Source organism: Desulfoferrobacter suflitae (assembly GCF_022603395.1).
Classification (GTDB): domain Bacteria; phylum Desulfobacterota; class Syntrophobacteria; order Syntrophobacterales; family Syntrophobacteraceae; genus Desulfoferrobacter; species Desulfoferrobacter suflitae.
The window spans coordinates 488927-512660 of sequence record NZ_JAIBKA010000001.1 but is presented as its reverse complement, the minus strand read 5'-3'; the positions used below and the strand labels follow the sequence as shown (position 1 = coordinate 512660).

14 protein-coding genes are annotated in these 23734 nt (G+C 54.8%); 3 read left to right on the top strand and 11 right to left on the bottom strand.

The window, feature by feature from the left end; genetic code table 11:
* Nucleotides 1-13: 13 nt before the first annotated feature.
* Together K1V27_RS02445 and K1V27_RS02440 are read right to left on the bottom strand one after the other, a co-directional pair.
* A complete protein-coding gene (locus tag K1V27_RS02445) occupies nucleotides 14-1183 on the bottom strand; it encodes a class I SAM-dependent rRNA methyltransferase (protein WP_258927928.1) in 1170 nt (389 codons plus the stop codon).
* An 87-nt stretch (nucleotides 1184-1270) separates the two neighbouring features.
* Entirely contained in the window at nucleotides 1271-1546 is a 276-nt protein-coding gene (locus K1V27_RS02440; protein WP_258927927.1) for a hypothetical protein, read from the bottom strand.
* Between the two features lie 357 nt (nucleotides 1547-1903).
* On the opposite strand from K1V27_RS02440, the gene K1V27_RS02435 reads away from it, so the two are divergent.
* On the top strand, nucleotides 1904-2557 hold the full coding sequence (locus tag K1V27_RS02435; RefSeq protein ID WP_258927926.1) for an LOG family protein: 654 nt from the start codon (nucleotides 1904-1906) through the stop codon (nucleotides 2555-2557).
* A 51-nt stretch (nucleotides 2558-2608) separates the two neighbouring features.
* Here K1V27_RS02435 and K1V27_RS02430 read toward each other — a convergent pair whose 3' ends face one another.
* The 5 genes from K1V27_RS02430 to K1V27_RS02410 all read right to left on the bottom strand — a co-directional run bounded on the left by K1V27_RS02430 (nucleotide 2609) and on the right by K1V27_RS02410 (nucleotide 11432).
* Complete coding sequence (locus K1V27_RS02430) at nucleotides 2609-3829, bottom strand: glycosyltransferase family 4 protein (protein ID WP_258927925.1); 1221 nt, start codon at nucleotides 3827-3829, stop codon at nucleotides 2609-2611.
* 358 nt (nucleotides 3830-4187) lie between these two features.
* Nucleotides 4188-5126: a glycosyltransferase family 2 protein gene (locus tag K1V27_RS02425; protein ID WP_258927924.1), complete on the bottom strand. Its 939-nt coding sequence runs from the start codon at nucleotides 5124-5126 to the stop codon at nucleotides 4188-4190.
* Nucleotides 5127-5231: 105 nt separating this feature from the next.
* Nucleotides 5232-6716 carry an Rne/Rng family ribonuclease gene (locus K1V27_RS02420; protein WP_258927923.1) on the bottom strand — a complete coding sequence of 495 codons (1485 nt, stop codon included), beginning with the start codon at nucleotides 6714-6716 and terminating at the stop codon, nucleotides 5232-5234.
* 17 nt (nucleotides 6717-6733) lie between these two features.
* Nucleotides 6734-8089 (bottom strand): CoA activase, encoded by a 1356-nt coding sequence (locus tag K1V27_RS02415; RefSeq protein WP_258927922.1) that lies wholly within the window; start codon nucleotides 8087-8089, stop codon nucleotides 6734-6736.
* A gap of 289 nt (nucleotides 8090-8378) precedes the next feature.
* Nucleotides 8379-11432, bottom strand: a complete 3054-nt coding sequence (locus K1V27_RS02410; RefSeq protein ID WP_258927921.1) for an acyl-CoA dehydratase activase — start codon at nucleotides 11430-11432, stop codon at nucleotides 8379-8381.
* A gap of 461 nt (nucleotides 11433-11893) precedes the next feature.
* Here K1V27_RS02410 and K1V27_RS02405 point away from each other — a divergent pair, with 461 nt between their 5' ends.
* Both K1V27_RS02405 and K1V27_RS02400 read left to right on the top strand, forming a co-directional pair.
* Nucleotides 11894-12733, top strand: a complete 840-nt coding sequence (locus K1V27_RS02405; RefSeq protein WP_258927920.1) for an ABC transporter ATP-binding protein — start codon at nucleotides 11894-11896, stop codon at nucleotides 12731-12733.
* The gene (locus K1V27_RS02400) at nucleotides 12730-13464 is read left to right on the top strand and encodes an ABC transporter permease (RefSeq protein WP_258927919.1); all 735 of its coding nucleotides are present in this window, start codon (nucleotides 12730-12732) and stop codon (nucleotides 13462-13464) included. The genes K1V27_RS02405 and K1V27_RS02400 overlap by 4 nt, the downstream gene beginning before the upstream one ends.
* A 22-nt stretch (nucleotides 13465-13486) precedes the next feature.
* Here the strand turns inward: K1V27_RS02400 and K1V27_RS02395 are convergent, their stop codons facing one another.
* From K1V27_RS02395 to recC, 4 genes are all read right to left on the bottom strand, one after another.
* Entirely contained in the window at nucleotides 13487-14692 is a 1206-nt protein-coding gene (locus K1V27_RS02395) for an aminotransferase class I/II-fold pyridoxal phosphate-dependent enzyme (RefSeq protein ID WP_258927918.1), read from the bottom strand.
* 70 nt (nucleotides 14693-14762) lie between these two features.
* Nucleotides 14763-16613 carry an exodeoxyribonuclease V subunit alpha gene (gene recD / locus K1V27_RS02390; RefSeq protein WP_258927917.1) on the bottom strand — a complete coding sequence of 617 codons (1851 nt, stop codon included), beginning with the start codon at nucleotides 16611-16613 and terminating at the stop codon, nucleotides 14763-14765.
* Nucleotides 16610-20242: an exodeoxyribonuclease V subunit beta gene (gene recB / locus K1V27_RS02385; protein WP_258927916.1), complete on the bottom strand. Its 3633-nt coding sequence runs from the start codon at nucleotides 20240-20242 to the stop codon at nucleotides 16610-16612. The genes recD and recB overlap by 4 nt, the downstream gene beginning before the upstream one ends.
* Nucleotides 20239-23490 (bottom strand): exodeoxyribonuclease V subunit gamma, encoded by a 3252-nt coding sequence (gene recC, locus K1V27_RS02380; RefSeq protein ID WP_258927915.1) that lies wholly within the window; start codon nucleotides 23488-23490, stop codon nucleotides 20239-20241. Before recC ends, recB begins: the two co-directional genes overlap by 4 nt.
* Between the last annotated feature and the right edge of the window lie 244 nt (nucleotides 23491-23734).

Sequence of the window (23734 nt, the reverse complement as noted above, 5' to 3'; positions counted from 1 at the left end):
GGCGGATGATCCATTAGATCACCTGAAGGAATAGGCACTTGAGATAGCTCGTTTCGGGCATGGCCAAAAGCATCGGGTGATCCTTCGCCTGCCCGCGCGCTTCGATCAATCGGAGCTGACGGCCGCTCGCTTGAGCGGCCTGTAACAGCACTTCACGAAAGGTTTCTTCACTCAGGTGATGGGAACAGGAGCAGCTCACCAGAAGCCCCCCCTGCTTCAACCCCAGCAGCGCACGCCGGTTGACATCGGTATAGCCTTTCTTCGCTTCCGGCAATGATTTCTTGGTCTTGGCAAAGGCCGGCGGATCTAAGACGATAATATCGAAGGCTCCCCGAGGGATTCCCTTGAGATATTGGAAGACATCCTGTTCGACAAAAGTGGTGACAGCCTCCAGCCGATTCTTGACCGCGTTCCCTTGCGCCTGAGCGATAGCCGTTGCAGACCGGTCCACGCCGATCACCTCCGCTGCTCCTCCCATGGCTGCCGTCAGGCCCCAGGCGCCACTGTAACAGAACAAATCCAGCACTTTTTTCCCTCGCACCCAGGGAATCAGAGCCCTGCGATTGTCCCGCTGATCGAGGTAATGACCGGTTTTTTGGCCGTTGATGACGTCGGTGTGCAGTGCAAGGTCTTCAACTGATACCCAGTGTTCTTCGGGGATGGCCCCGTGGACCACCCCTTTATTCAATGGAAGGCCCTCGAGCTCTCTCACCTGAATATCGTTGCGAAAGACCACAGCGCTCGGCCCGTACAAGTCGATGAGCAGCTCCTGAAAGAGCTGTTCCAGCTTCGTCATGCCCAGTGTGGTGACTTGATAAACGATTACATCGCCATAGCGGTCCACCACCAGACCCGGGAGACCGTCCGACTCGCCAAAGACAACCCGGTAGCACGCCGATGCCGGGTAAAGGGTCCGGCTGCGCCGGTGATCGGCATTGCGCAACAGGGAGAAGAAAAAGTCCTTGTTTGGCTCTTGGCCCGGCAGGCACACCAACCGCACGGTAATGAGAGAGCTGGGATTGAGGTATCCTGATCCCAAATAACTTCCCTTGGCAGTGAACACCTTGACCCAGTGGCCCGGCTCGAAGTTTGCCAGAGAATCAGCAATCTCGTTGCTGAAAATCCACCGATGCCCCTTCAAGATGCGTCTTTCTTTGCCCGGTTTCAGATGCACGGTTTGCATAGTGGCCCGTTGCTGCTACCTTTCCATAAGAAAAAAAAAGCGTCCTTTACGGGACGCTGGGAGAAAGCTGAAAATCGGAAGTACCCGTCAGTTGCCGTCACTCCTGATTGATTCGAGCAGGATGCGATAATCTTCATACATATCCGCCGAAGCCTCAATGACTTCGTAAAGATCGTCCAGATCCATATTAACCACAGCGTCCTTATCCGGAGACTCTTCCTTCAATTCGATCCAAATCCAATCCAGAAGCATTTCCTCCTGGTCATCGTAGCCCTCCTCGTGAATGTCCAAAGACCCTTCGGTCACTTTTTTTGAAACCTTCTTAAGAGATGCTCGCACAAATTCCTTCATATCCATTGTCACTGGGGCCTCCATTCTTATTGATTGCCAGACTGAGCGGGGCTGCCCGGCTCAGGGCGCGAAACAGTCATGGTGCGCTGGATTCGATTACGCATTGGCTACATAGCCTATTTTAAATAACGCTTCAATGTGTTTGTTGAAAGTCTTCTGCATGAAATTAATGCCCCCTTGCCGGGCCGGCAAGCGATGCCACAGTCGACGGTCCAATGCGGTTGATCACGGCGCGTCTGGATTATAGAATTAGTTTGCTAATGATGAGTTGAGTGCGTAATATCCTCACTTGCTTTACACGAAGCCCGTCCTGCCGATTCCCATTAGAGCGGAGGATTGATGTGCTGGATCCCGGAAAGGACCTCAACCATGGCTGAAAGGCAATATCTTATCGACGCGATGACCGTTCAGGACTCGTGGAGGCTGTTCAAGATCCTGGGAGAATTTGTGGACGGTTTTGAAAATCTTTCCGATATCTATCCCGCCGTTTCCATTTTTGGCTCGGCTCGGGTCCGCGAGGGCGATGAGAACTATGAGAAGACCGTCATCATTGCCAGGAAGCTTGCCCAAAGCGGCTTCAATATCATCACCGGAGGTGGTCCCGGGATCATGGAAGCGGGTAACAAAGGAGCCGGCGAGGGGGGGGCCAAGTCGGTGGGGCTCAATATTCGTTTGCCCCTCGAACAGGAAAGCAATCAGTTTGCGGACATCATTGTGGATTTCAAATATTTTTTTGTCCGCAAGGTGATGTTTGTCAAGTACGCGCAAGCTTATGTGGGGATGCCGGGAGGGTTCGGAACAATGGATGAAATCTTCGAGGCGCTGACGCTGATTCAAACCAGGCGAACCAAGCCATTCCCGGTCGTCCTGGTGGGATCGAGCTATTGGAACGGCATCATAGAGTGGATTAAGGACACTCTGCTCGCTCGCAACTACATCTCGCCTCAGGATTTGGATCTGTTCACCCTCCTGGATGATCCCGACGAAGTGGTGCGCACCATCAAGCGCTACGTGATCGTGTGACACTCTTGCCCCAAACCGGTTGCGGCATTGCCACGTGCATGAGCAGCAGGCCTATTTCCTAATCATTGCGCGCATGATTTCATAGGTTCTCTGGGCGACCTTTGCAAATGAATGATCCTGCATCACCCTTGCAGCGTGTTGGCCCATTGCCGTCCGAATCGGGTCCTCGGCGAGGTACAGCAGGTAGTGGCTCAGGGTTGTCGCATCGGTGTGATTTTCAAGGACGAAGCCGCTCTGTTCATTGATCAACTCACTGGCGCCGTTGGATGCCGTGGTGATGACGGGCAGCCCGCACGCCATTGCTTCCAGGGTGACCCCGGCACAGGGGTCGTACATGGTTGGCAGAACCATCAGATCAGCGCCGGCATAATAGCGTTGCGGAGCATCGACGGGGCCAACGAACCGCACATGGTCGTGCAGTTTGTTTTGTTGGATGATTTTGGCAAATGCGCCAATTCGCCCGCGCCCCGCCACCACAAGCTGGTAGCGGGGGACCTGACGAAGGATCATGCCCAGTGCCCTCATCAAGGTCTCCAGTCCCTTGCGCCGCCAATTATGGGCGATAAACAGAATGACAATCTGGTCCTCTCCGAAGCCGAGCTCCCGGCGTACCGAGGTGCGCAATTGTCTGCATACGCCGAGATTGAAGGTGTTCAGGTCGACACCGTTGTGAACGACCTGGATGCGCTCCCCGGGGACCCCTCCGTACACCATGGCATGGCGTTTGACCATGTTGGAGTTGGCGATGACGACCCGGCAGTTTGCCGCTCGACACAAGCGGCGTTCAACTCTCCGCATGACCAGATGGGTCGGATTGATCAGGTATCTCAATTGCCTCATCACCGGGTTGGGATCTCGTACATGCATCCAGTGCTCGTGCATGCCTCCGCCCATGAAGTAAATGTCGGTCGGATAAAACTGGGTCAGCGCATAAATGATGTCGTAGTGTTGATCGCCGAGGGCTGACCTGACGCTTCGGATAAAGCCGGTGATTTTGCGAAAGCCGGGTCTTACGGGAGCGGTGACGGGGTGGCGCTGGACTGCTTGTGGCAGGTCTTCAAGCAGCTGCCCGTAGGCATGAACCTGGCAATCGAAAGACAGCAAATGGTGGGCGAGGTCCACTGCATAACGTTCTCCGCCGCCGCCGCGGCGGCTCATGACCTTATTGACCAAAGCGATTTTCACAACGATCCCATCTGCCCAGTCGATCGGTTGCAGGCCGGTTGGGCCGGCATCCCTCAATGATGCGCCTGGTGAGTCATAGATTTTCACGCCAAGTTTTACTCGTGCACGATTGGCGGCCCCGAGGATTCCTGAGCAGGCTCCCGGGTATGGACCATAAGTCGGGCCTCATGCACCGCCCCCCGGAGTCTGCGTGTCCCAACGAAAAAGACACATAGCATACCCGGGTCAACAATTCCAGCTGCAGACGGAGTGAACGACCTCTGCCACCATAGACCGGGTGAAGGCGCACTTCTCTCCCACCGTGGCCTGTGACAAGTCTCGCTGATGCGCGGCCACATCATGCCAAGCGCGTGGTGCAGCCGACTAGAGTGGGCTGCCTATGAGACGAGATCTGTTGGATACCCCGGGAGAGTTGAGATCAACGATGAGGCCATCGAGTGCCGACTCACAGGTAAGATCTGAGAAATTTTGACAGCGCATTCACGCGCAAAATATTGCGTGGTTTGTGCTTGATTCCCGCCCGGTAATACTTCCTTGCGAGCTTCTTGTCTGCGGCCCGGTAAAAGCTCCCTGCAAGAGAAAGATAACTGAGTGAGGTGAATGTTTTTCGCAAATAATCGAGTTTGCCTCCATAAAGAGGATCGTCGAAAATGGTGTGAACAAGCGCCAGGTCCTGATCCCTTATTTTCTTGATGTCTTGTCGCAGGCTGTCCGGATGTTTGACCACCACCGCGGTGGGGTTTGCCAGATAGTAGACCCTGGCGCAGAAGAATATCTTGCTGAAGTAGGCTATGTCCTCGCCATTGGTGATGTCTGTGGGAAATCTGAACCGTCTGGCCAGAGTGCCCCGTAGCAATGCCGTGCAGGTGGCAAAAGAGATTTCTTGCAGTAAAAGGTGCTCATAGAACCGGTCTGAAATGATGTCGCGTCTGACCTTGGGTTTGAATGTCAAACCAGGCGTTCCTCCTGCTTCGGGTTCCCGCTGACGATAGCTGTTGCTGACGACGACGCCTATGTCCTCATGCTGCACAAGAATTTTCAGTCTGGCTGCGATGGAATCCTCCGTCAGGTAGTCGTCGGCGTCGAGAAAATTGATGTATTCTCCTGAGGCGAGATCCAGCCCTTTGTTTCTGGCTGCGGAAACCCCCCTGTTGGGCTGGTAATGATAGTGAACGCGATCTTTGAACTCGACTACCCGTCGTCGAGTGTCGTCGGTGGAGCCGTCATCCACAACAATGACCTCGATGTTCTTGTGAGTTTGCGTGAAGCACGATTGCAGTGCCGTAGGAAGATAGCAAGCGTAATTGTAGGTAGGTATGATGATGGAAACCAGGGGTGAATCGGGCACCGGTCGGGTGAATCCTTTCAGACGGACTTTATTCATGCTTTCTTGCGTTGTTTCTGCCGGCATGCGACATCGAGCGGCTGAGGCCGCTTTTCTGGATTCCTGCCGGTGTGGCGGCATTGTGGGACAGCCTCCCGGGTTGGGCTATGTCTGGGAAACCGGTTCGCGCGTGACAAATTCCAGCGTACCTTCATGCGGCAAAAGGTGTTGTGAAGCTTCGACAAAAATGCTGGTGTCGAAGCGTTCTTCCAGTTTGGCGAGGTCAGTCCGTTTGTGGTTGAGCAGATAATTGGCTACCGCAAGAGAGACGGTCACCTTGACTTCGGCAGGCTTTTTCTGCACCAGTGTCAACCAGATTTTTCGCAGGTAATGCAGTCCGGTTGCTTCGGGTGATCGGATCAGGCCGGTTCCCTTGCACACCGGACAATCCTGGTAGGAACCGCGTTGAATATTCAGCCCGAGATGCTGCCTTGACAGTTCCATGAGGCCAAAGCGAGATATCTTGCCAATGGTGATTTTAGCCTTGTCCTTCTTTGCTTCTTCCTTGACCTTGCGTTCCACTTCCCGAATATGACGGCGGTCGCGCATATCGATGAAATCGATCACAATCAGTCCACCGAGGTCGCGCAACCGCAACTGGCGAGGAATTTCTGCCGCCGCCTCCAGATTGACTTTGAAAATGGTTTCTTCCAGGGCCCCGTTGCTGCTGCTCTTACCCGAGTTGACATCGATGGCCACCAGTGCCTCGGTTGGATCGATCATCAGATAGCCGCCCGATTTTAAGCCCACCTTCTTCTGAAAAATCTGTTCGATTTGATCTTCCAGGTTGTATTTGACAAAAATCGGCCCATCTCCCCGGTAAAGCTTGACGTTGCGCTGATGCCTGGGGCTGATGATGCGCAGGAAATCCTTGACCTGACGGTGCACGTCCTTGTCGTCCACCAGGATGGATTTTATTTGGGGACTGAAGAAATCCCGCACGACTCTTATGGCCAGGTCCTGTTCCTTGTAAATGAGGCAGGGCGCGGTGCTTTCCTCCACGCGCTTTTTGATTTCCTCCCAAACCCGCACCATGTGATTAAGGTCCTTGGTGATTTCGCGTTTGGTCCGGTTTTCTGCGGCGGTGCGGATAATAATCCCCAGTTCCTCGGGGATATTGAGGTCCTTGGCCAATTCCTTGAGTCTTTCCCGCTGGCTGTCGTCCTCAATCTTGCGCGAAACTCCCCGCTGTGACTGGCCGGGCATCAACACCACGTCCCGCCCGGCAAGAGAAATGTATGTGGTGAGAAGGGCTCCCTTGTTGCCTATCTCCTCTTTTACCACTTGCACCAGTACTTCCTGGCCTGGAAAGATGACCTCCTGGATCTTAACCGGTTCGCTGACCTCCTTCTGGTAGTACTCCGGGTGGATTTCGCTGAAGGGGAGAAACCCGTTGCGCTCCATGCCGTAGTTCACAAAGGCGGCCTGCAGGCTTGGCTGCACATGGGCAATGATGCCTCGGTAGAGATTGCCGACGAACTTGCCTCTGGTCGCTGTTTCAATGAAGAAACCCTCCAGGGACTGCCCTTCCACCAGCGCTACCCGGAACTCCTCCGGGTGGACGGCGTTAATGATCATGTGTTGTGTCATGTAGTTAAAGTCCTTGTTCAGTTACGCGCACGACTGGCTTCCAGATGCTGTTTGGCCTGATACATGAAAGTACGCAGGGCCGCTTCGCGATTGGGTTGGGTGGTCCCGTCGTAAGCGGTGTCGATGTACGGTATTTTCTTTTCATGCAGCAAGGGCTTGAGAATCGCCGAACAGATGGTGCTGGGCATGCAGGTGAAAGGAAATACATTGACTATGCCGTTGAACCCGTGATGGGCATACTCTAAAGCTCCCCCAATGCTCAAAGCCGCCTCGGTGCCGATATCGAAGTTAAACAGGCGATTGCGATCCAGTCTGCGCTCCACAGCTCTGATGCTATGGTCGCTTGCGATGTCCAAATGTTGTAATGCGCTCCGGTATACCTGGCCCTGGCGCCAGGCCTGGTATAGTTTTTCGATCTCATGGGAAATCAGTTTGCGGGCGGCGGCGCGCAGTGCTTTGAAATCCCCTTCCAGCCAATGTTCCCGCCACTTGCGCCGCAGCTTTCTGGCCCTCTCAAAGGCTACAAAGTTGATCCACTCGCCGCAGGAGGCATCCACCACTTCACCGCCGTACTCCTCGATATTGCGTATGAGGTCCTGGTTGGAATCGGGGTGATGACGCAAATAGATCTCTCCCACCAATCCGATGCGGGGACGTCGTGGTTGATACGGGTCGATGAAGCCGCGAGCGGTCATCACAATGTCTTCGAGGACCCGGTAGAGCCGGTTGAAGTTTAGGTCGGCGCCCACTGCTTCGATAGTCGCAATCATGGCGGCGAGACCTTCCTGCATGAAGGAATCGGTCATGCCGGTTCGCAGTTCGTAGGGGCGCACCCGCCAAACGATGCGGTCCAGCACATCGGCGATGATCATGCTCACAAAGCTCAAACGCCGAAAGATGGGGGATCGATCCGGCGGCATGATGGTCTCTGTGGCATAGGCATTTTTCGTTGAGATATAGACGATGGGGACTTCCTTGAATCCGTCAAATCGGTCCAGGATCAGCCGCTGCATCTTGTTGTACATGCCAAAGCGGCACGGGCCGTCTGCTTCCGGGAGGAAATAGACGTAGTTGTCGGGAGAAAAGGCTGCGCCCAACCGTTTTTTCTCTTTTTGCAGATGGTAGAGGATGTCTCCGAGGGTGACCTGGCAGGGGAAGCACTCTTTGCCGGAGGTGAATTGTTTGCCGAGCGAAAGTCCCTTGTAGGTTTCCATAACCACTGCGGGCACACCAATGGCGCGAAAGCTTGCCGCCAGGAGGCGTACGGCAAATGGCGCCATGTCCGGCAGCAGCAGGGTTTTGCCTGAAATATCGAATTGCTTTACACTGGTGATGAATCGGTCGAAGGTGGGTTGATCACTCATTGACGGCATTAGTCTGCTCTCTTGATGTCTCCCGCTTTGATTTATACTTTGAATATCCTCACAAAAGCGATTGCCCCGCCGGGCAGCCTGTCCGGGAATGCCGGCCTTACGTCATGACGATGCACTTCCGCCCCAGATGTTCCCTCGCCACCCAGACCAGCCCCGCATGAACCGGCAGCGGCCCACTCATGCAGTACCCCTTATTGCCGTGTGCCACCTGTAATTATTACAAATTCTCACGTTTGCAAACATGATTTTTACAAAAGGGAACGATCAGTGTGCCCAGCGACCAGAGTCTCTATCCCAACGCCTCGATCCCGTAGTCCATGGTGGCCATGTAGCGTTCCTGCAGGTTCTTGACCACATTCTTGTAGGCCTCGAGGCGCGTCATAACGCCTGCGACCGCGCTATGCTCGTCCAGTTCAAGAATCAAAGAAGGCTTGTCCCCCAATATGTGGCGGTAGAAATGCTCGATGAAAGAATCCGCCCCGCAGCTGAAATTGGTCAAATGCAACCCGTACCAGTTGGGGGTTCGAGCGATGCGCTTGGCGGTGCGTAAAATTTTTGCACCGAGCCCCCAGTACATGCGCGGGTAATCGCTCAGGTCTTCGGCATCGAGGTAGAGAAAGTCCATCGGCAGTGCTTTGATTCCAAGTTTTGCCAGGTGCTTGCCCAGCTGCAGGTTGAGCCGTTCGTCATAAAGATTGTAGGGACGGCCGGTGATGATCCAGAGCGGTTCCGACGGTGACGTCTGTTGCAGAATCTCGTTACCCCTTTGGATGAGTCTGGCGCGAAATGCAACCTGCCGATTCCAGGCCTTCTCAAAGGCCCTTTCGAGCTCTACCCGCTCGGGGCGCAAGCGCTCAGGGAAACTCCGATAAATGGAGTCAATCAGGCTGCGCTGTCCTTCCTTCAAATACAGGGTGGGGCGAATCATCCTGTCATCCGGAATTCTCAGTGCGGCCCGCACCATGTACTGCGAACTCTCCACCAGAGGGCAGAAAAACCCGGTTTCTTCCGCCGTCGGGGTGGGCATGTTGATGACGTTGGGCAAAAACAAATAATCGCATTCCTCGAGTAGATGGCGCACATGCCCATGGAAGACCTTCACCGGAAAACAGGTTTCAGCGGTCATGCTTTCCAGACCGCTCAACACCAGCCGATTATTGGTCTTGGGGCTGAACCGAACGGGCCAACCGAGCTCTGCGAACAGATGTCCCCAGAGAATTCCCCATTCGAGCGTATGCAGGGCCAGCGGCACGCCTATGGTCGGCTTGCTGGTATTCTCGGGTTTGGCCGCTTCCAGACTCACCAAACATTTTTCTTCCAGGACTTCCTGAAACAGCTGCTGACGTTCCTGAAAGAAATTCGGTTGCTGTGCCCCGTCGTAGCGGCTCACTTCGTATCTTCCGCAGTCGCCTCCCCAGACGCTCTTGCGGCCGCCGAAACTGTACACTTTCAGCTTGCATTCATTGTGGCACTTCTTGTCGGCTTTACACACGGTTTCCGTGTAATTGACCTGAATCTGAGAGAGTTTTTCCAGATCTCTTGCCTGTTGCGCTATATCGCCTTTTTGCAGCAGCTCCCGCACAGCAAGAGCGGCTCCATAAGCACCCATCACCTCGCGATGTTTGGGCACCAGAATAGGCTTGCCCGTGACCTTCTCAAACGCCGCCACAATCCCCTGATTGAGAGAAGGACCGCCCAAAAACATGATGCGTTCGCCGACGTAGCGTTTCTCAACGACTCTGTTCAGGTAGTTGTAGACAATCGCATAACACAGTCCGGCAATCAAATCCTCGCGTTCCGCTCCCTTCTGCGCATAACTGACCAGGTCGGACTCCATGAAGACGGTGCAGCGTTCCGCCAGATGAATGGGAGTTTTGGCGGAAAGCGCGATTTCCTGGAATTCTCCCACGATGTTGATTTTCAGCTTGTTTGCCAGTTCGTGCAGAAAGCTGCCGGTTCCCGCTGCACATACCTTGTTCATGTCGAAATCGAGGGGATGGGTGTTGTCAATGCGGATGTACTTGGAATCCTGGCCGCCGATTTCAAAAATTGTGTCTACTTGCGGATCAATCGCTACGGCACCTCTGGCGTGAGCGGTGATCTCGTCGATCACCAGATCCGCCTTGAGAAAGTCCCCCACAACGTTGCGCCCGGAGCCGGTAGTGGCGATGGCCATCAGTCGGACATGCTTTTGCATCTCATCACACAGGTTGCGCAGGAGCTTCTGCGTGACCTCGATCGGTTTTCCCTGGGTCGGTACGTAACATTTATTGAGGATCTGTCCGTCATCGTCCATCAGAGCATATTTTGTGGTAGTCGAGCCTATGTCGACGCCCAGGTAGGCTTTGACGGGGTTCTTTCTGTGAGTCGTCCAGGCTGAAAGGGAGTTGTCCGGGTCGAAGTGGGTCAACTTCAGTTCCAGTCGTTCGGCCTTCGGAAAGCTGTAGCGGGATTGCTTATGGTGATTGCCCAGTCGTGCCAGGTCGACTGTGTTGGTCCAGCCCTGCTTCTGAGCTTGCAGGCTCACCCCGAGGGCCCCCAGAGCAGTGTGATGAGGGGGGACCTTGAGCTGCGGAAAATAGTGCCGGAACGCCTGTACCTGCAGACGGTTGGAGGCTATGCCGCCGATGAAAACGATGGGTTCGTAAAGATCCCGGTTGGCCACAATGGTGCTCATGTAATTGGCGGCGTTGCCGTGGTGCAGCCCGGCTATGATGTTGGGCAGGGTTTCGCCCTTGTTCTGCAGGTGGATCATATCGGACTTGGTGAAAACGGTGCAGCGGCATGCCACCGGGGCCGGGTAGGTGCTTTGCAGGCCAAGAGCGATGAAATCGTCCAAGGTCCGTTGATGTTTTTCCTGATCCATGTCGAAATCACTGCCGTAAATGGAGTGCGTGAGGCGCTCTGCCTGCTGGTCGATAAAAGAACCCGTTCCAGAGGCGCAGGGACCGTTCATATTGAAAGCTTCCAGCTGCCATTGATCACCGTCATGGGCCAATTGAAAAAGGGCTGCGTCCTGGCCGCCGATGCTGATAATGGTGCGTACTCCAGGAACTACATGGGTTACTCCAAGAACCTGAGCGATGGTTTCCACTTCCCACGGTGCCGAGAGAAGCTCGGCGACTACCTGCCCTTGAACTCCGGTAAATGACACTGAGCGAATTTGGCAGGAACCCGGAAAAAAGGTTGGTCGCAGAATATTTTTCAGCAGTGCATGGGTTTCTTCAAACACCAGACCGTAGTGTCGGAGATAAGGAGCCACGTAAACAATCTGCTGGTTTTTATCGACTACCACACAGTTGATGCTTACCGAACCGACATCTACACCTACATCGTAAACCATCACTCTTCCCTCTATCCCTCGCTGCCTACATAAAAAATTCTTGCATCATCAATCCCTTACGGCCAAAGCAGGGAGAAGCGTTGCACGCCTCATGATGCCACCCGACTGGCCGCATCAACCCCCATTGATGATCAAGAGTCTAGCCCACATTAAAGTCAACATATAACCATTTTTGCCGGGAATGACCATCTTTCGTCGTGCAATTTGATAAACCGACGCAATAAACCGATGGCACAGTCATGCCGTTTTTGAACTGACGGTAAACCCCTTGACATCCGGAAAGCATCATAACAAAGTTCACGCTTCCGGTGTACTCGGGTGTCTGTTTGCGGTTAGTATAAATAATTAATGGTTCGGTCCGGGAGCTTATCTCGCACAGTGCACAACTTCTGGTATCATGGATCGGATTGGAGTGGAATTAGGCAGCCGGTATCCTGAAGGCGATATAATTGACAGCAGCCATGATTCGAATAGAAAAGCTCACCAAGCACTACAAGACCGTAAGGGCTCTGCAGGGGATCGATCTGCAGGTGGCGGCGGGGGAACTGTTCGCCTACCTCGGACCCAACGGTTCGGGCAAGACCACCACCATCAGGATCCTGACCGGCCTGTCGCGGCCCACTTCAGGAGACGCTTACCTGCATGGATTTCATGTAGAACATGACACTTTGAAGGTCAAAAAAGAATGTGGTTTGGTCCCGCAAACCATCAATCTGGACCATGAATTGACGGTGTTTGAAAACATGGACATTCATGGCAGGCTGTTCCATATGCCGGCCCGAGAGAGGTTGCGGCGGATCGACGAATTGTTGGAGTACGTGGAAATTCAAGAGCGCAAGTCGAGCCCCATCAAGCAGTTGTCGGGAGGCATGAAAAGACGGGTGATGGTCGCTCGGGCCCTGATGCACTCACCAAGAATCCTTTTCTTGGATGAACCCACAGTGGGATTGGACCCCGGCATTCGGCGGCGCATCTGGTCGTTGATCAAGAGAATACAACAGGCGGGAGCAACCATTTTCCTGACGACTCACTACATTGAGGAGGCGGAGTTTCTGGCCGAGCGTGTGGCATTTCTTGATGAGGGAAGAATCATTGCTGTCGATACGCCGCACAACCTGATGGCTCACCTGGGATCATGGGCTCTGGATGAGATCGCCAATGGCGAAATGGAGACCACCTATTTCAAAGACCGCGGGGAAGCGAATCGTCACATTCAGGGGCAGGAAGGCAGTTTTTCTTTGCGCAGGGTCAACCTGGAGGATGTATTCATTTTCTTGACTGGAAAGAAAGTCGTGCCGTGAGGGGTTGTTTTGCCATCTATTACCGGGAGTTGTTGATCCTGAAGAAGAAATTTTTCCGTCAGGTGGCCTCCATGTCGGTAGGTCCCACATTGTATCTGATCGCCTTCGGTCTGGGTATGGGAAAGGATGTGCAGCTCGATGGCCACAGCTATCTGGAGTTTCTCATTCCCGGCCTGGTGGCCATGAACAGCATGACGCAATCGTTTGCCATCGCCAGCGAAATCAATATTGCACGATTTTACTGGAGAATTTTCGAAGAATTTCAGGCTGCCCCCATCCGCAACATTGCCTATGTGACGGGCGAGGTTATGGCCGGCATTACCCGAGCGCTGTTGTCGGTCGCGGTCATCATCATACTGGCCCTGTGTTTTGGCATTGTGCTCTCCTACAATGTGTTCTTTTGGCTTGCGGTGGTCTTAAACAGTTTCGTCTTTGCTTCTCTGGCCGTGTGTCTCGCAATGCTGGTGAAATCCCACGCCGACCAGGCTCTGCTGACCAATTTTTTCATCACTCCCATGGCTTTCCTCGGCGGTACCTTTTTCCCGGTAGACCGCATGCCCCATTGGGCGCAAAAAGCACTCCAGTTTCTGCCTCTAACCCATGCCGCGGCAGCTGTGCGAAGTGCTTCCTTTGGCCAAATGCCCGGTTGGTTTTCCTATGTTCTGCTTGCTGCAATCGGTGCGCTCCTGTTCGTACTGGCATTCTATTGCGTCAATAAAGCAAAAGACTAAATCGGGAATCCCCGTTGTTGCGTCAGGAGTGTTTGTCGCCGGCGAATTTTTTCAGTGCCTGTGCAAACTTTGGCAACGCTCGATCGATCATGGCATCGCTTGCCGTCAGCGAAAGCCTGAAATGGGCAGAAAAATCCATGAGCGATCCTGGAATGCAGAATATATCGAGACTGTTCAGGAGCTCCACAAATTGGGTGTCATCTTCCCACGGTGAGCGGACTATGATGTAGAAGGTCGCTTCCGGCGTCCGCACCGCATAGCCCTGTTGCCGCAATGCGGCCACCAGGCGGTCGCGTTTGCGCTGGAGATGTTCCATGTCGACACTCATTTGCTCCAAGTCGGTCAGCGCGTGTTGCATCAAAGCGTTTGGAAAAGACCATCCCTTGATCATCTGCAATGCCTGTATGGCATCGCCAATCTGGTCAGCTGCGGGCATGTGCGGCGGCAGTGCTACATAGCCGATCCTCTGGCCCGGAGCCAGCAGAACTTTACCGTATGTATACACTACAAAAGTGTGCGGGTAACAGGTGGCCGGGCTGAGGTATTGTCGTTGGTCAAAAACGATACGCCGGTAAGCTTCGTCGGAAATCAGGTAGACGGTTCGGCCATTTTGCGCTGTCGCTGACTCCAGAATTTTTGCCAGTTCCCGCAGCGTCGGCGGCGGGTAGATCTTGCCTGTCGGATTGTGCGGGGAATTGACGATAAGCGCACGGGTTCTGGGGGTAATGGCCGATGCAATGGCTCGCAGATCCAGGTCGAACGAGTTCTCATCAATCCTCACTTTGACCGGCGTTCCTCCGGCGCTCACGATCATGGCTTCGTACATGAACCAGGGCGGACTGATGAATATGACCTCATCTCCAGAATTGAGAATGGTGTCGAACACCACGGCCAGAGCAGCAATGGAGCCGTTGGTGAGAAAGATATCGCGGGGTCTGAAGGGCAACCCATGGGAGGCCGCCAGTGATGTGGCGGCCACGTTTCTCGCCTTGTCCTCGTTCATTTTGTAGGAATACCAGTACTTGTCCTGAGGTAGAGTCCAATGACGCATGGCCTCGGTGAATGCGGTCATGGGAAGGTCGTGCGGGTTTCCAATGGTGAAGTCGCAGATGTCGGGATCGCCGAAACGTTTTGCCCACGGTGACTCAAAAAAGAATTGCCGAAGGGGAGTGACCAGTTCGTACAGTCGTTTTGTCTTGGCAGAAGTTGCGCTTGCTGAAGGTTTCATAGTGCAGCTCTCTCGTTAGGAATGGTTTGCCGTTAGTCGAGGTGTATGTTTAGCATGCCGGGAACCACTGTCAATCCTGCCACAGGGCGTCGCGCAGCCCGGACATGCGTTCAATGCGGCGGGCAACGGCTTTCTTGAAAACTTCTTCGTCGGCCCATATTGTGATGCGTTCCTTGGCACGCGTGACGGCGGTGTAGATGAGCTCGCGGGTGAGCACCGGGACATCCCTGTCGGGCAGGATCAACAGCACCTCGTTGAATTCGGAACCCTGACTCTTGTGCACCGTCATGGCAAAGACTGTTTCATGGTCGGGCAGGCGCAGCGGATGGAATTTTCTGAAGGTACCTTGCGCAGCGGGGAAGAAGACCCGCAGTGAGCCTTGGAAATCCGGGTCGGGCAGAGTTATGCCAACATCTCCATTGAACAGGCCGAGGTGGTAGTTGTTGCTCCTTATCAAAACGGGCCGTCCCGCATACCAAATTTGTCTGGGCTCCATCCATCCTTGTTCGGCCAGGATTTTCTCTACCAGGCGGTTCAATCCGCTGACGCCGAAGGGTCCCTCCCTGACGGCGCACAAAATTCTCAAATGTTCAAACAGGTGGAAGATTTCGATCGGGTCTGAACAGCCGAGATAGCTCCGGAAATTCCGCATGGCAATGTTTCTGATAAGATCAGGCAAGGCATTTGGAGAGGGCAGTTGGTTCCATTGGACGTTCTCGCGTTTGCTGCTCTTGAGAAGCGCAATGGCTGACTCTCCATCCCCTGCATTGACGGCGCGGCCCAAGGCGGCGATTCTGCTCTCACTGCCAAAACGATAGCTCTTTTGCAGCTGCACGATGCAGTCCCCTACCAGGCTATGGCTTGCGCCCCCCGGATCGGGGTCGAGCGTGCAGCCGAGAGCCGTTTCTATCTGTCTGGTCAGACTGCGCGAATATCCATGCAATCGTCCCGTATCGCAGATATCCCCCAGGACGGCGCCGGCTTCCACCGAGGCAAGTTGATCCTTGTCACCCAGCAGAATCAGTCGCGCCTTGGGCGAAAGCGCCTGAACCAGCTTGGACATCAATGCCAGATCGACCATCGAGGCTTCATCCACGACCACCACATCCACCGGCAGCAGGTTCTTTGCATGGTGACGGAAATAGGGGGACCCCGGTATCGTTCCGAGCAACCTGTGGATGGTCGAAGCTTCCTCAGGAATGGATTGCGCGCAAATCTCCGAGCAATGCAACATGCCCTTTGCACGCTTGATGGCTTCCTGCAGCCTGGCGGCCGCCTTGCCGGTAGGGGCGGCGAGCGCCGTGTGCAGTCGTCCGGGGTCTGTCTGCAGCTCCAGGAGCAACGCCAGGATCTTTGCGATCGTCGTGGTCTTGCCGGTTCCGGGACCTCCCGAGATGACCGCAAAGCGTTTTCTGACGGCGACAAAAGCGGCAATCTTTTGCCAATCCGGAGCATCCCCCTGCTGTTCAGGGAAAAGGTTATCCAGCGTCCTGCTCACCTTCTCCAGGGGAAATACGTCCATTGGTTCGTCGATTCGTTCTCTCAGCGTGTGCACCAACTTGTCCTGGTAGTTCCAGTAGCGGTACAGATAGAGTCGCGACCGGTCGTCCAGGATCAGTGGCCGGTAATCTCCCGGAATTCCCACTACGGCCGAACCCTGGAGCATCGCCCGCCACTGCGCATGGTTTGGACACAGAACGCTGTCGTTGCCTTCACACTCCTGCATGAGATCGGTTCCCGCAACCCGAGTGAGGTCAAGGCAAATGTGACCCTGCCTGGTTGCCGCGCTTGTCAGGGCGGCGGCAAGGAGCAGCCCGGAATTTCTTGCGCCGTTCAGTGTTTCCATCTGCTTGGCGAAATGCACGTCCAGGTGGCATAGAACGTTACCATCGAGCAGTTTATAGAGGTGTTCACGGTTCATGGTGCGTGCTCAATCAGTTGTTCGTCGAGAGTCTGTATCAGTTCCAGCGCAGGTCGATCCCGGTATATCCCGTAGGCCGGTCCCCGTTCGGGGTCGACTCCCCGCAGGAAGATGTAGTAAACTCCTCCAAAGTGGTTTTCGTAGTCATATCCGGCCACACGTAAAGTGAGATATCTATGCAGCGCCAGAGCATAGATATGGTATTGCAGGATGTACATTTCACTGAGCATGGCGGCATGCAGGGAAGGGCCGTCATAGTCTTCGATTCTGCCGCCCAGAAAGTTGGACTTCCAGTCCACCAGGTAGAAGCGGTTGTCAAATCGGAAAACAAGGTCGATGTATCCCTTCATGAATCCTTTTGCCGGTGCAAAATTCAAGCGTCCAACGGGTTTGGCGAAATCGGCCGGGCAGGATGAATTCCCATGGCGGCTGAAGACATTCTGCAACAGTTTGTTGGTCAATCGCTTCAAGGGAAAGTAGAATTCCAATTCATTCAAGCGGTCATGCTGCTCTATGAAACGCAGTTCAAGATTAGGCACAAGCGGATCCAGCGGTGTCGCGGTCACGTGGCGCACCATCGTGGACAGAACGCCCCGCCACTGCTGTTCGAAGCCGTGCTCCTGCAGTTTTTCCGCGATGAGCTCTTCGGCTGACAAATCATGAGTTTTGGTGAAGTCAAGCTGTTCAAATATCGCATGCAGCAGTGTTCCGGCTGCAGCGCCTCGCGGAAACGTGAAGATATTCAGCCGTCCTTCAGCCCGCCGCAACGGTTCCGGGGCCGGCTCGGCAACTGGTTCGGGGGTGCTGAATTCATCATGATCCGCCAGGTCGGCACGCCGGGGCTGGTCGGATACGAGGGATGAAAAGCTGGAAATGCGCCATTCTCGATCGATTGTGCCGTGAAATTCCCGGTACGACAGGGGCGCTCCTTCAACCGCAACCGGATCATACCTCTCCCCGGGCTGTTCCGGCATGGCGCTGAAGGCTATGGCGTCCGCGGCAGAACCGGCCAGATCTTTGAGTTCATCGGCCAAATCAGCTTCGCTCATGGCCAGAAATTTCTTCGCGACCGCCGCCAACGGACCGGTTTCCTCCATCGAGCCCGGTGGGTGCAGGATATAGGCCGGAGCCGACGTGTCCGCGTCTCTCATTTTGCCCCAAGCCACGATGCACCGGTTCTTGGCGCGAGTCAGCGCCACGTAGAGAAGCCGAACGTTTTCCGCCAGCAGTTCTTTCTCGGCGAGCGCTCGGTGATTTTCCGCCTGGGGTGATCCGAGATCCAGTGTCAAAGCCATCCGTTCCCATTGGTCATGAAACATGAGCGGCGTCTCGGCGTTTTTGATCCTTGACCCGCTCCAGGTGAATGGACAAAAAACCACCGGATATTCCAATCCCTTGCTCTTGTGCATGGTCACCAGCTTCACCGCATTTGCGTCGCTCTCCAGCCGAAGCTGGTGTTCTTCCAGGCGCAATGCGGCGGGATCCATTTGCTCCGCAAACCATCTCACCAGGCCGGCCATGTTCAGTTTTCTTGCCGTGGCCGCCTGGTGCAGCACTTCGGCCAGATGCAATACATTGGTTATGCGGCGCTCCCCTCCCGGCAAGGCCATCAACCCTCCCAGTAGTCCGTGTTCCGTCAAAAGTTTTCGAAACATCCGCATGAACCCGCTGGAAGCCCAAAGATCATGGTATTTCCGGAACCGGATCAGCCACTTTTCCCATTCGGCCTCATCGCATATTTGCATCTGCTCCAACCGTTCACCGCGCACCCCCATCAGTTCGGTGGTCAGCGCCGCCCTGAGAAGTGTCTCGTTGTCAGGTTCAATGAGAGCCGCCAGGAGCTTTTCCATCTCCTTTGCTTCAAATGAATCGAAGATGTTTTCGGCACTGTAGAGCACCGACGGAATCCCAAGGGTGCTCAGGGCCTTCTGCATGAGGCCGGCTTCGGCATTGGTGCGAACGAGAACAGCAATGTGGCCGGCATCGAGAGGTTTTCCGGCAATGATTGCCCGGCTGTTGCGCGACAGAACCAGAAGGCGGGAAATTTCCGATGCCACCGCGTCGGCAATGGCTTGTCGTGCTTCCGCCTTGGAGATGAGCTTGTCCGCCTTGCCGAAACGATCTCCCGACAGGAACCATAGCTGCATAGGGGGTTCCGACTCGGTGTCGATCTGGAGAGTTTCTCCCTGCTTTCCTGCTTTTCCCGGGGCGACGGGGTAGAAGGGGATTTCATCGTAGACAAAGGGGCACGGGGTCCTCGAAAACACGGCGTTGACCGCTGTTATCAAGCGCGGATCGGAACGCCAGTTCTTGCCGAGGGTGAAACGCTGCTCCAGGTTCCTGGCCGCCTCCATGTAGGCGAACACATCGGCGCCGCGGAATGCATAGATGGCCTGCTTGGGATCGCCGATGAGAAACAGGGTCGCACCCTCATGATCGAATATCTTCTTGAAAATAGAGTATTGGACGGGATCGGTATCCTGAAACTCATCGATCAGAGCGGCCGGAAATTTTGCTCGGAGGGAACGGGCCAATTCGTCCCCCCCGGCATGAGTAAGAGCTGAGTGCAGCTTGAACAGGAGGTCGTCAAAGGCGAGCACGTTGGCTTCCTGCTTGCGCTCGGCGAGTTGTTCCGCAGCAAAGCGGAACAAGAATGATTTGAGTCCCAGCAGGCGGTTTTCAAACGCTTCGATGAGCCTGTTTTGAACCCTCACAAAACTTTCGCACAGGTCGAAAAAATTGTGTTCGAGCGGTGCATGACCTTTCTTTGTCGCCCGGCGGATCATGCCGGTCGTGAATTTTTCGATCTCTGGGAACGGCTGAGGATCATTCCCATCGGAGGTCAGATACGCGTCCATCGCCGATACCCACTGGGCAACGTTATTCGCTTTGTATTGGGCCTGCTTGAGGCCTTCGGAGTTAGACAGCAGAGCACGAACCGGCTCGCGCGCCGCCGGCCATTCCGCGGCCAGTTGGACAAAGCTCTCTCGAAATGCTCTTTCCAGGTCGGTCGTATTCACAATATCCGCCGGTGGAATGACTCGCAGCAATGGCTGTCCCACTCGATTGCCGAGCAACGAGACCAGTTTCCCCGGAGTCAGATTCTTCCTGACGACGTAGTTAAAAAAAAGGGACGAAGTTGGGTAGAAATGCTTTCGCCAGAAATCTTCAACCACCTGTCGGATCAATTGCTGCTGGTCTGCAACCAACTCGGTATCAAAATAACTGCCACTCTCAAAGGCACTTTCGTGCAGCACTCTATGGCAGAAGCCGTGGATGGTGAATATGGCCGCCTGGTCGAAGTCCCTCAACGCCGCCTGCAGCTGCCGGCACGCCCTGACCGGGTCACGCTGTTCGGCTGCCAGTGAGCTCAGAAAAGCATCATCGCTCGGCTTTCCCGAGAACACTTGCACCGCCTCCCTGATGCGAGTGCGTATCCGCTCCCGCAGTTCTGCCGTGGCGGCTTCGGTAAAGGTCACCACGAGAATTTGATTGGCAGCCAGGTTTTTCTCGAGAATCAGCCTCAGGAACAGAGCCACAAGAGTGTAAGTTTTTCCTGTACCGGCACTGGCTTCGATGAGATTGGCTCCGGCAAGAGGCCCCCTGAGAAGGTCGAATTCCACACTCATCTGTTCGGTTCCCTTTGATGGTGCAGAAGAGGCTCCCACACCACCCGTGCAAGCCTTTCAAATTCTGCATCAATCGGGTTTACATGATGAAAACACAGCTCATAGTAGGGATCCCTGGATTCACCCGGGGGGCCGTAGTCACTGCCTTGCCAAATGCTCTCAGCTTTCCTGATGCCATCTTCCGGCGATTTTCCCCTCTGCAACACCATCTCGGCGTAGTTCCAGCCCGCATCGGGGAAAAAATGAACCGGCTTTACCAGCCCCTGCCAATAAATCTCCAGCAGTGCTGCAAGAATTTCACGCGGCCGCGCGGGCCATGTATATTCAAAGGCGGTCCATTGAGGATCCTTGCCCGTGGAAGACAGACCGATAACCAGGCTCGGTTGGGTCACATGCGGAACGACCAGCGAGAAAATAAGGTGTTGGATCCAGAGTCGCAGATGATCCTTCGGCTTAAGTTTGGCGAAGCGGTAATGGACCAGCCTGTCGCCGTAGATAGATGCGATGGAGCCGGTGAGCCTGAAGCCCGCTGCTTCCAGCTCAACAACCAATGGTTGCGCGATTTTATCCTGAATATACACCTCGGTTTTGTCGGCAAAGCCGACCACAGCGTGCGCCAGGGCAGTATAGGTGCACTCCCCGGGAGTGCCATGGGGCAATAGGCCCGCCGCTTTTTTTACGGGAAACAAACGGCCTGGATCAAAGCCATCCAGCTTAAGCTGCACCAGTTCCTCCGCCAGGGCATAGGCTTCCAGTCCATCCATGGCAAAGGGCTCCGATTCGGCCATCGCCGGCGATGCCTTTTGCAGATGAACGCCAAGGCGGTTGTTCAATAGATAGCGTGCCGGGTTGGCAAAAAATTGACTGAGCTGTCGCAAGGTGACTTCCTTCCATTGTTCCTCCGGTAGTGTCAAACCACTGCTTATGAATGGAACGGGAGGCTCGTGCGATTGGAGCATTTGCTCAGCCGCTTTGTAGTTTTCCCGGGAGTAGCTGAACAGCTTGTTGGTGACATCGCTGAAATATTCCGGGCTGAAGGCCTGCAACCGGTGTTGTGTGATCAACCTGGTGAGAATGTCCTCCTCTGGCATGGCGAACCCGCTCTTGATGTAGTCGATCAGCTCGCTGACAAGTACCGAAGGCGGCATCAACGAATTGTCCTGTATGCTCTGTCCCACATAACTGATGTATAGCGTTTCCCGCGCCGAGAGGATGGCTTCGAGAAACAGATAGCGGTCGTCGTGGCGGCGCGAGCGGTCCCCCTTGAGAGGGTGCCTGGCCATGAGATCAAAGCCGAGTGACTTGGCTTGTCTGGGATAGGCGTCATGGTTCATGCCGAGCAGGCAAATCACTTTGCCGGGTATGCTGCGCATGGGCAGCATGGCGCAGAATGTGACCCCGCCGGTCATAAAGCCAAACCCGAAAGCTTCCTGTTCAAGCCGCCGTCGCAGGCTGTTTTTCACAACCTTTAGATCAATTTCCTGGTGAAATTGTGCCTGGTCTGCAATTTCTGAGAGTTCTTTGAGGGTGGCGCGGATGGTTTGCAGTTCAGCCTGCGCGGACTCATCAGGGCGAAAAAGTGATTCCAGCAGGGCACTCAGGTCTTCCGACCAGGCCTTGACGGGGCGCGGCCGGCCGAGAGAGGATACTCGCTTGAAAAGCCGGTCCAGGAATTCCACAAAGCGCCCCAGGATCAGCGCGTCGGTTCCCTCGATATTGTCGTAGGGAACAATCCCGTGAAAAACCTGCTGATCTTGCATGGGCATGGCATAGCCGAGCAGCAGCCTGTCGATGCCGGACTTCCAAGTGTTTTCAGCGAATGCGGGCAAATCCTTGGTCTTTCGATCCTCGGCATCGATGCCCCACCTGATGCGGGTTTCCCGCACCCATTTGCGGATCAATTCGAGGTCCGCTTCCTCCAGATCAAACATTCGCCGCACCGCTTCCGATTGCAGAATATCGATCACCTGGGAAGCGCTGAAGCGTCCTCCCCAGAGTTCGAGGATGGCCAGAAATGCATCGATCGTATGGCTTTCCCTGCGCATGCTCTGGTCGGCTATGCTGTAGGGTACTTTTGCGCGCTCATCCGCGGGTGTTGCGAAAACAGTCTCGATGTAGGGTGCATAGGCTTCGATGTCGGGGACCATCACCAGAATGTCTCGCGGTGCAAGGCCGGGATCGCTGTCGAACATATCGACGAGCCTGTCGTAAAGCACTTCCACTTCGCGCATGGGGCTGTGGCAGCAATGAATTTGAATGGAAGTGTCATGCCCGGAGACCAATCTCACATCCTGTTGTTCACCTCTGTCCCGCAGATTGAGAATGTCCCCCTGGACCAATGAGAGCAGGTGATCTTCTGCAGGTTCCTGGAACAATTCATGTTCGAAGACTTGAAATTCGCTGATGGCATCCCAAAAATCGCGCCCCAGCAGTCCCATGGAGGAAAGCAAACTGTTGCCCCGCTCGAGGTAGACCTCCTCAGGCATGACGAGTTGATCCGACAGCGCGCGTCTGATTTGCCGGGTGGATGCAATATCCCCCCAGTATTGCCGGCAGGGATTCATGAGAAAAAGACTCACCTCGGTGGTGCCGGCTATGGCCGATATCACCTGCAGGTGGAAACGCGGCAAGGCGGAGATACCGAAAATGGAAACCCGCTCAGGCATGTCAGGAATTGCAGACGAATTCTCGATTTGTTCCAGAAAATGTCTTGCCAGAGCGGCGCGGTGCTGGTTTTCACAACCCTCTGCCAGTGCTCTCCAAAGATCGGCCTGCCAATGCTCATCCTGGCCCTGCTGCCAGGCCAGGATCATCTCCGGGCGAAACAGGAGGTACTGATCAAATAAATTCGCGACCTGTTCTGCCAGTTGGAAGCCCTTCAAGCCACCGGCGTCGTCTGTCAGATAATGGTGAACAACCTCGAAGTTCGTCTGCGAGACCATGGTGGGGAGGAGCTTCATGATCTTCCAGGTCATGATCATGGGTTCGAAGGGCGATCGTTCCGGCAGATCGGGAATCGTTTTCCTGAAAACTTCATAGACAAACGCGTTCGGAAATGGAAACCGACAATTGGCGCAAATGCCGTGATGCCTGGCAAGCTGCATGGACAGCCAACGCTCCATGCCCTTGCTTTGAACTACAATGATTTCCTGTCCCAAGGGGTCAGAAAGCGGCGTGGTCAGCATGTCGGCCAGTGCCTCCGCCAAAATTTCCAGTCGATTGCTGCTGTAGAGTCGAATGCCGTTCATGGTTGAGCGCTTTCAGCCGTTCGCATATGCCTCGAAGAGGCGAGTATGACTTTTTCCTTGCCGTTTGCTTCCACCCGTGCCGCGGAGTAATCGCATGGATATCCGATTGGGACGGATTATACGATAAACGGGTCAATCTGGGCAGGTCAATGGCAGAATGTGCCAAAAAAGGCAGGATCATCATGCGCCCGGCGCAGACCGCCCTTGTTGAGAACGGCCGCCCGCCGGGCGGCAATGATAGTTA

Excerpts from the sequence above, each read along its gene's own strand:
- K1V27_RS02425 (WP_258927924.1), bottom strand. The coding sequence starts at position 5,126 with ATGAATAAAGTCCGTCTGAAAGGATTCACCCGACCGGTGCCCGATTCA.
- K1V27_RS02405 (WP_258927920.1), top strand. The coding sequence starts at position 11,894 with ATGATTCGAATAGAAAAGCTCACCAAGCACTACAAGACCGTAAGGGCT.
- recB (WP_258927916.1), bottom strand. The coding sequence starts at position 20,242 with ATGAGTGTGGAATTCGACCTTCTCAGGGGGCCTCTTGCCGGAGCCAAT.
- recC (WP_258927915.1), bottom strand. The coding sequence starts at position 23,490 with ATGAACGGCATTCGACTCTACAGCAGCAATCGACTGGAAATTTTGGCG.
- K1V27_RS02395 (WP_258927918.1), bottom strand. The coding sequence starts at position 14,692 with ATGAAACCTTCAGCAAGCGCAACTTCTGCCAAGACAAAACGACTGTAC.
- recD (WP_258927917.1), bottom strand. The coding sequence starts at position 16,613 with ATGAACCGTGAACACCTCTATAAACTGCTCGATGGTAACGTTCTATGC.
- K1V27_RS02420 (WP_258927923.1), bottom strand. The coding sequence starts at position 6,716 with ATGACACAACACATGATCATTAACGCCGTCCACCCGGAGGAGTTCCGG.
- K1V27_RS02410 (WP_258927921.1), bottom strand. The coding sequence starts at position 11,432 with ATGGTTTACGATGTAGGTGTAGATGTCGGTTCGGTAAGCATCAACTGT.
- K1V27_RS02435 (WP_258927926.1), top strand. The coding sequence starts at position 1,904 with ATGGCTGAAAGGCAATATCTTATCGACGCGATGACCGTTCAGGACTCG.
- K1V27_RS02415 (WP_258927922.1), bottom strand. The coding sequence starts at position 8,089 with ATGCCGTCAATGAGTGATCAACCCACCTTCGACCGATTCATCACCAGT.
- K1V27_RS02445 (WP_258927928.1), bottom strand. The coding sequence starts at position 1,183 with ATGCAAACCGTGCATCTGAAACCGGGCAAAGAAAGACGCATCTTGAAG.